The organism is Oceanibium sediminis (assembly GCF_003265325.1).
GTDB lineage: Bacteria > Pseudomonadota > Alphaproteobacteria > Rhodobacterales > Rhodobacteraceae > Halovulum > Halovulum sediminis.
In genome coordinates, this window is the sequence record NZ_QGNX01000030.1 from 1 (window position 1) to 6,860 (window position 6,860).

Below are 6,860 nucleotides of genomic sequence, written 5' to 3' on the forward strand. Positions count from 1 at the left end.
CGACCTCCGGGCGCTCGGTCTCTACACGGCGCGGTCGCTGTCCTATGACGGTGTCGAATACGAGATGCTCGAACATGCGCTCAGCCCCGAGCAGCGCGGCATTTACGATGCTTATGCCGGGGCCTTCGCCATCATTCACAACAACCTCGACGCCGCGATGGAGGCGGCCAATATCACCGGAGACTCGGGCACCCTAAACCGTCAGGCGAAATCCGCTGCGCGGTCGGCTTTCGAGAGCGCCAAACAGCGCTTCTTCGGCCATTTGCTCACTTCGATGAAGACCCCCACGCTGATCACATCCATCGATGCAGATCTGGCTGCAGGCCATGCGGCTGTCATCCAGATCGTCTCGACGGGCGAGGCGCTGATGGAACGCCGCCTGTCGGAGACCATCCGGGACGGACGTCCAAGAAGGAAATAACGATCTTTGACGGCACGGGTGTCGGGCTTCAGGACTTGGCGGTTGCCTCGTCGGTGGTCGATCTCGCCGTCAAGCAGGGTATTGCGATTGACGTCGATTTCTGATGCCGCGCCGCGCGCGGTGACTTCTGAGAAACGTCGCCGCGACAGCGCGACATGCGGCAGGGGGAGAGCCGAGTGGAATATGTTGTGAGTACCTCGCCGCGGGGGGGGGCAGACTGTGCCGTCCGTGCCGCTTTCCGGCACCGACGGGGCATTGCACGATCTTTCGACGCTTCCCGGCATTTCCGTCGTCTACGCCTAGAGGATCTCCTCCGGCACACCGCCGATCGCCGCGAAGGCCGCGATATGGCAGCGCAGCACCGATTGCAGGTTCTGGCTGGCGACGAAGCGCCCCCAGAGCCAGCGGCTGTGACCCAGCACAAGCGAGAACAGCCAGACCTTGCGAACCACACCTGGCTCGTCGGCGAACTCAACCGTGAACTCCGCGAAGTCGACCTGGGCCTGCTTGCCGGGAGGGGTCTCGAACCGCTGCTCGAACGGGGCATGCCGCGCCGGGCGCACCTCACGCAGGAAGTCGGTCACCGCCGTGTAGGCACCCTCATACCCCAGTTCCCGGATCTCGCGCAGAAGCCGTGCCCCGCTGAGATCGGGAAAGGCCTGCACGCGCTCCTGCAGGTAGCGTTCATAGGGCTCGATCACCCGCGCACGCGGCTGGCGCGGGCCATAGACCGGCGCCTCCAACCCCAACTCGAGATACTTCCGCACTGTCTTTCGGTCACAGCCAACCTTCCGCGCGATCGCGGTGATGCTGAGACCCTGGTTCTTCAAATCCTGGATCAAGACGATCTCCCTCAGTCCTTTCACCTGCCTGCCCCTGTCGCTCTCTGTTCGGAGCATCAGGCCTGTGTCTCGCGCCAGCGCCAATTCCGAATAAATGAGGTTCGGAATTGGCCCTGACGCTCACGTCCGGGGAATTTTCAAACGGCGGTTTTGGGGAGATTACGTCCGGCGCTTACACCGTGATGGCCATTTCGATCGCCTGAACGACGGCAGCCACCTTGACTGGGTCGCTCGCGTCCGCATGTGGCGGAGCAAAGCGACCTGCATCGTTATCGAAATAGCGACTGGAGGCCTCTGCGAACTCTTCGGTAGTTGTCGCGCGGACCAGAATATCCGCGCCGTTGACATCACGGCCCGGCCCCTGCTGAACCTTCAGCGCAAGGCTGTTCATCCCGCAGCGCATGTCCGTCACCCCGCCCGCGATCCAGACGCGCGCCCCGGCCGGAAACGCGATCATCGCGGATCCAGCACGGCCAGCAACGCCGCCAGATACGAAGGGCACAGCGAAGCAGGGATCGTCATGCGACGCCCGTTCGTCAGCGTGATGTCGATCCGGGCATCGTCGGCTTCCCGAAAAGGCCGGGCTTCTGGCTCAGGCGGGGCGCTCTCCATCACCAGCGGCACGAAACCGCCGCCAGCCTCCGGCGCGCCAGGCGTCCCGCTGCGATACTCGCGCCGCCAGATCGAGAGCAGCGACCGCGAAATGCCATACCGCCGCGCGGTTGCCGAGCCCTGCCCGTAACCGCGCAGGCTCTCCTCGACGATCCGGATCTTGTCCTCGTCCGACCAGTGCCGACGACGGCCAACCTCATTGCCGGCGAAGATCTCGATTGGTGAAACAACTGAAGCACATGCCATAAGGCAATGCCTTAAGACCATTTGCTCAATCAGAGCAGACGGCCCTCACCGCAGGCATACAATTCTTCCACAGCGGCGGCCAGTGATAGGTAAGCGTTACCTGAGGCCCACCGGATCATCAGGTTGACGGTTTGAAGTTCCACGGCAGCAAGCCGTGGATGCGGCTTTGCGGATGGCCATTGGCGATCGCCGCGAGGGTGGCCTTGAGGTAGGCGAAGGGCTCGACGTTGTTGATCTTACAGGTTTCGCACCCGGGGTGATGGTGGGCTGGACCGACAGCTCAGGCGGGTTGGGGCCACGCGAATTCCGGGCGCAGGCCTTCGTGGACCGGTCGGCCGTCCGAGGGTTTTGGATAACCTTTCGAGGTGTCATAGAAGGCGTGGTAAGTAGCCTCGGGAAACGCGGCATCATCGTAGCCCATGACGTTCGGCACCGCGACGCGGATGCGTTTTTGTTTGTCGTCGAGCATCAGAGCGGCACCGCAGTCGGCACAGGTGCAAAGCTCGAGCGGGCCGTTTGGGTTGTCCTTGTTGAACGGCTGGCGGTTCATCTTGTCGGGGTGATCGACCGACAGGTCGCCATGTTTGAAGAAGGCGACATGCGTGCTCTGCTGCCCGGTCACTGCCTTGCAGACATTGCAATGGCAGACGTGGTTGTCGATCGGCTCTGCCGTGGCTTTGACGTGGACGTGGTCACAACCACCTGTATAGGAACCGGACATAGTCTCTCCTCCTCATGCGCGGGTTTCGCCGAGCCACAACCTCGTTTTAACACGTATTTCGGCCGGAAAGCGACAGAAAGTTCCGCAGCGGCGCCCGCCGGCAGTGGGTTCAGGTTGTGACGTGACTCCCAACCATGAACCCCTTGAATTGCCGCTAAAGAACTGATTTCTCATCGAAAATACCAGGGTCGAATCGGTCACAATTGACGCTGCTCCTGACCTAAGGCAAGTCGGCGTTTAGGTGGTGGAACCAATGACTTAAAGCCATCTGGCCTGGGGTCATGGGGTCCAGCCTGATCACGGCATCTATAGCGCCGTCAATTTCAACCGGATGTTGTCGGAAGAGCCGGCCGGATGCGTCGAAATGCGCAGTCTGACCTCGGAAAATGTCGCCAGAAGTGACCTTACCATTGCGAACCGTACGCATCTCAGATCATCCAGCACGCAGCCTTGTGCTTGGACCCATGCTCGACCAGAGGCGGCTCTTCGGTCGCGCAGCGTTTGATGGCGATCGGACAGCGGGTATGAAAGCGGCAGCCCGACGGCGGATTGATCGGGCTGGGTAAATCACCGTTTAGAAGTATCCGCGATCTTTTCCTCTCCAGTTTTGGGGAAGGCACTGGAACTGCGCTGACCAACGCCTTGCTGTAGGGGTGCAGTGGCCGCCGGTAAATCTCCACGCTGTCGGCGATTTCGACGATCTTGCCCAGATACATGACCACGATGCGGTTCGAGACGTGTTTAACCGCGCCGAGATCGTGGGCGATGAAAAGATAGGTAAGGTTCAGTCGCTGCTGGAGATCTTCAAGTAGATTGATCACCTGTGCCTGAATCGATACGTCCAGTGCCGACACCGGCTCGTCACAGACAATGAACTCTGGCTCAACGGCGAGTGCCCTGGCGATGCCGATTCGTTGACGCTGACCACCGGAGAATTCGTGCGGATAACGAGTCATCATCGACTGGCTCAGTCCAACCATTTCCATCAATTCCCGCACACGCTGCGCAACGTCCGCGCCATGTCGTAAACCGTGCACTCGGATCGGCTCGGCGATCGCCTCGCCAACGGAGATGCGGGGATTAAGTGACGCGTATGGGTCTTGGAAAATCATCTGCAGGTGCCGCCGATAAACCGACATTCCGGCCTTGCCCAGACCGACCAATTCGGTGCCTCGAAATCGGACCGAGCCGGCAGTCGGTTTGCGCACCTGAAGAATTGCGCGACCCGCCGTCGACTTGCCACAGCCGGATTCGCCCACGAGGCCCAGCGTCTCGCCTTCGTCGATGTCGAAACTTATCCCGTCGACGGCCTTGACCGAGCCAATCTGTCGCTGAACGACAATGCCCTTGCGGAGCGGGAAATGCATCTTGAGGTCGTTGACCTGCACGAGCGGTTGCATGGCACGTCTCTCCTACGGATTTGAACTGACGCCACCCCATTCGATCGCGGGCACACTGGGCGCCGCGGTCGTTGGAGTATCGAGCGTGATGTCGAAATGGCAGGCGGCGCGATGGTCCGGCGCGACGGTGCGCAAGGTCGGTGCGGCATCCAGACAGCGCGAGTGGGCATGATCGCAGCGTGGCGCGAAAGCGCAGCCAACGATCGGCTTTCCCATGTCCGGCGGGGTGCCGCGGATCGGCACCAGACGATTGTCGCTGTCATCGTCGACGCGAGGCACCGAGCGCAGGAGGCCGATCGTATATGGCATGCGTGGCTGCTCGAAGATGTAATCAGTCGGGCCGCTCTCGACTATTCGACCACCATACATGACGTTGACCCGGTCTGCGACTCCGGCCACGACCCCGAGATCGTGGGTAATGATGATGACGGCCATTTCCAGCTCTGCCTGAAGCTGTCGTATCAGTTCCAGTATCTGAGCCTGGATGGTGACGTCGAGTGCCGTAGTCGGTTCGTCGGCGATCAGGAGCTTAGGATTACATGTCAGAGCGATCGCGATCATCACGCGCTGGCGCATGCCGCCCGAGAACTGGTGCGGATAATCATCGACGCGCTGATGAGGCTCCGGGATGCCCACCCTCCCCATCAACTCGATTGCCTGACCTCGAGCCTGCCGCGGGGTCATACGCATATGCACCCTTAGCGGTTCAGCAATCTGGCGGCCAACGGGAACCACCGGATTGAGAGATGTCATCGGGTCCTGAAAAATCATTGCGATCTCCTTGCTGCGGACCCGGCGCATTTCGCGCTCGCTCATGGCCAGTAGATCGCGGCCGTCGAGATGGATTTCGCCACCGGCGATGAATCCCGCTGGCTTGGAGAGGAGCCGCATGATTGACAGCGAGGTGACCGATTTCCCCGAACCCGACTCTCCCACGATGCCTAAAGTCTCGCCTCGGTCGAGGCTGAACGAAACCCCGTCGACAGCCCGCACGAGGCCACCGCCGGGGGTGCGGAAATGCGTGTGTAGATTGCGGACTTCAAGAAGATGCGTCACCTGTCAATCCATCCGATAGGCAAGGTAGGCTACCTTGTCGCCTGAACCTGCGGCCTGGTTGCCCTGCAGCGGATAGGCGATCACGATACCGTCTTGCGGCGCCAGGATGCGTTCGGTCTCGCGGCCCCAGAAATCCCGGAGCACGGCCAACGTATCACCCGCCTTGACGCTTACGCCACACTCCTGTTCCAGAAAACAGAAGCCGCCGTTGGTGGCCCCGATCGACCGGTAGGCCAGCACGTCGCCAAAGGCTCCGGCCACATCAAGCGGCTCGATGGCGCCGTCGAGCATGTTCAAGTGTTTCAGAACGTTAAGCACACCTGTAACACCGGTTTCGACCGACGTACGGTCGAAACGTCGGGAGAATACGAACTCCGGAGTAATTGTCGGCTTGCCCTGCTCCAGGCAATACCCCGACAAGGTTCCCGAATAGGCAGTGTTGGCACAGACGACCGGATAACCGAACGCCTTCGCCAACTCGACCGAGCGCCGCTGGGTCTCAGCGTTGCCTTCTTCGCCGACGATGGTGAAGTGCAGCGAGGGCGGGTTGCAGGAATGGCAGTCGATCACGACATCGGCTCGATTCAGCAACTCGCGGGTCACGACCCGCGCTACCTGATGCGTCAAGGTTCCCCCTTCGGCGCCGGGGAATACCCGATTCATGTCCAGCGAATCGTGGGGCGTGAACCGGCTCGAGGCAAGGAACGCCCAAGGGTTGACCTGGGGTGCCAGGACGAGCGTCCCGGCCAGGTTGGCCGGAACGATCCTCTCCTTGAGCAGACGGCAGATCTCCACCGTCGCGATCTCGATGCCGTGAAGCCCACCCTCGACAAGCACGACCGGACCCGGCCGGGCTCCGTGAACGATGCCTACCGGGATGGTCACTTCGCGGGCGTCCATTGCAACCGCCACTTTCAGAACTCCGACCGAGGTCTCTCCGGCAGCAGCGCGCGCGGTGCCGATTTCGAACGCGGATTTCACGGCGCCCTCCATCATGCGGCCTCCGCGAATTCGACCTTGCCAGCCTTCATCACGAAAGTGACGTCGCGCAGCTTGCCGAGATCGGCAATCGGATCGCCAGCCACGGCGATGATGTCAGCGAGTTTGCCCGGCTCCAGCGAGCCGATCCTGTCGGCCAAGCCGCAGAGTTCCGCCCCCTTCAGAGTGCAGACCTGGATCGCCTCAAGCGGTGTCCAGCCAGCTTCCACGAGGGCTGCGGCCTCCACGTCCATGCGGCCGTGATTGGTGTCGGTACCAACCGCGATCTTGACGCCGTATTGCTTGGCCCATCTGCGGACCTTCAGGCTGTTCGCCTGAGCCGCCGAGGCCTTGGCCCTGAAATGCTCCGGCGTATCCGGGCTTTCCATCGCCACCTGGCCGACACCGGTGGTGAACACCAGCCAGGTGTCGGATCCGGCCACCAGCTTCACATCATCTTCAGTGTAGAGGATGCCATGTTCGACCGAATGAACGCCGGCCTCGATGCAGACTTTCAGCGCCGGGCCTCCATGCAGGTGCGCAACAACTTTGCGGCCATTGCGGCGGGCCTCGTCCACACAGGC

At 61.5% G+C, this 6,860-nt stretch carries 7 protein-coding genes and 4 pseudogenes; 2 read left to right on the forward strand and 9 right to left on the reverse strand.

Features of this window, described 5'->3' with window-relative positions; all coding sequences use genetic code 11:
- Positions 1-388: pseudogene (locus tag DJ029_RS21195) on the forward strand (strawberry notch-like NTP hydrolase domain-containing protein); the annotation flags it as partial.
- Positions 385-525: pseudogene (locus tag DJ029_RS21200) on the forward strand (ornithine cyclodeaminase family protein); the annotation flags it as partial. The pseudogenes DJ029_RS21195 and DJ029_RS21200, both read left to right, overlap by 4 nt.
- 198 nt (positions 526-723) lie before the next feature.
- Here DJ029_RS21200 and istA read toward each other — a convergent pair.
- From istA to DJ029_RS21250, 9 genes and pseudogenes are all read right to left on the reverse strand, one after another.
- A pseudogene (gene istA / locus DJ029_RS21205) lies at positions 724-1,287 on the reverse strand (IS21 family transposase); the annotation flags it as partial.
- Between the two features lie 148 nt (positions 1,288-1,435).
- Positions 1,436-1,720, reverse strand: coding sequence for a hypothetical protein (locus DJ029_RS22545; RefSeq protein WP_198671237.1), 285 nt, complete (start codon positions 1,718-1,720; stop codon positions 1,436-1,438).
- A complete protein-coding gene (tnpA, locus tag DJ029_RS21215) occupies positions 1,717-2,121 on the reverse strand; it encodes an IS66-like element accessory protein TnpA (protein ID WP_112324461.1) in 405 nt (134 codons plus the stop codon). Before tnpA ends, DJ029_RS22545 begins: the two co-directional genes overlap by 4 nt.
- A 118-nt stretch (positions 2,122-2,239) precedes the next feature.
- Positions 2,240-2,365: pseudogene (locus DJ029_RS21220) on the reverse strand (transposase domain-containing protein); the annotation flags it as partial.
- Positions 2,366-2,401: 36 nt separating this feature from the next.
- Positions 2,402-2,842: a GFA family protein gene (locus tag DJ029_RS21225; RefSeq protein ID WP_112324462.1), complete on the reverse strand. Its 441-nt coding sequence runs from the start codon at positions 2,840-2,842 to the stop codon at positions 2,402-2,404.
- 428 nt (positions 2,843-3,270) lie between these two features.
- On the reverse strand, positions 3,271-4,242 hold the full coding sequence (locus DJ029_RS21235; protein WP_112324464.1) for an ABC transporter ATP-binding protein: 972 nt from the start codon (positions 4,240-4,242) through the stop codon (positions 3,271-3,273).
- A 12-nt stretch (positions 4,243-4,254) separates the two neighbouring features.
- The gene (locus DJ029_RS21240; RefSeq protein WP_112324465.1) at positions 4,255-5,298 is read right to left on the reverse strand and encodes an ABC transporter ATP-binding protein; all 1,044 of its coding nucleotides are present in this window, start codon (positions 5,296-5,298) and stop codon (positions 4,255-4,257) included.
- Positions 5,299-5,301: 3 nt separating this feature from the next.
- A complete protein-coding gene (locus tag DJ029_RS21245) occupies positions 5,302-6,294 on the reverse strand; it encodes a succinylglutamate desuccinylase/aspartoacylase family protein (RefSeq protein WP_112324466.1) in 993 nt (330 codons plus the stop codon).
- Positions 6,291-6,860, reverse strand: a 570-nt coding sequence (locus DJ029_RS21250; RefSeq protein WP_157966480.1) for an amidohydrolase family protein, incomplete at its 5' end; no start/stop codon positions are given. The genes DJ029_RS21250 and DJ029_RS21245, both read right to left, overlap by 4 nt.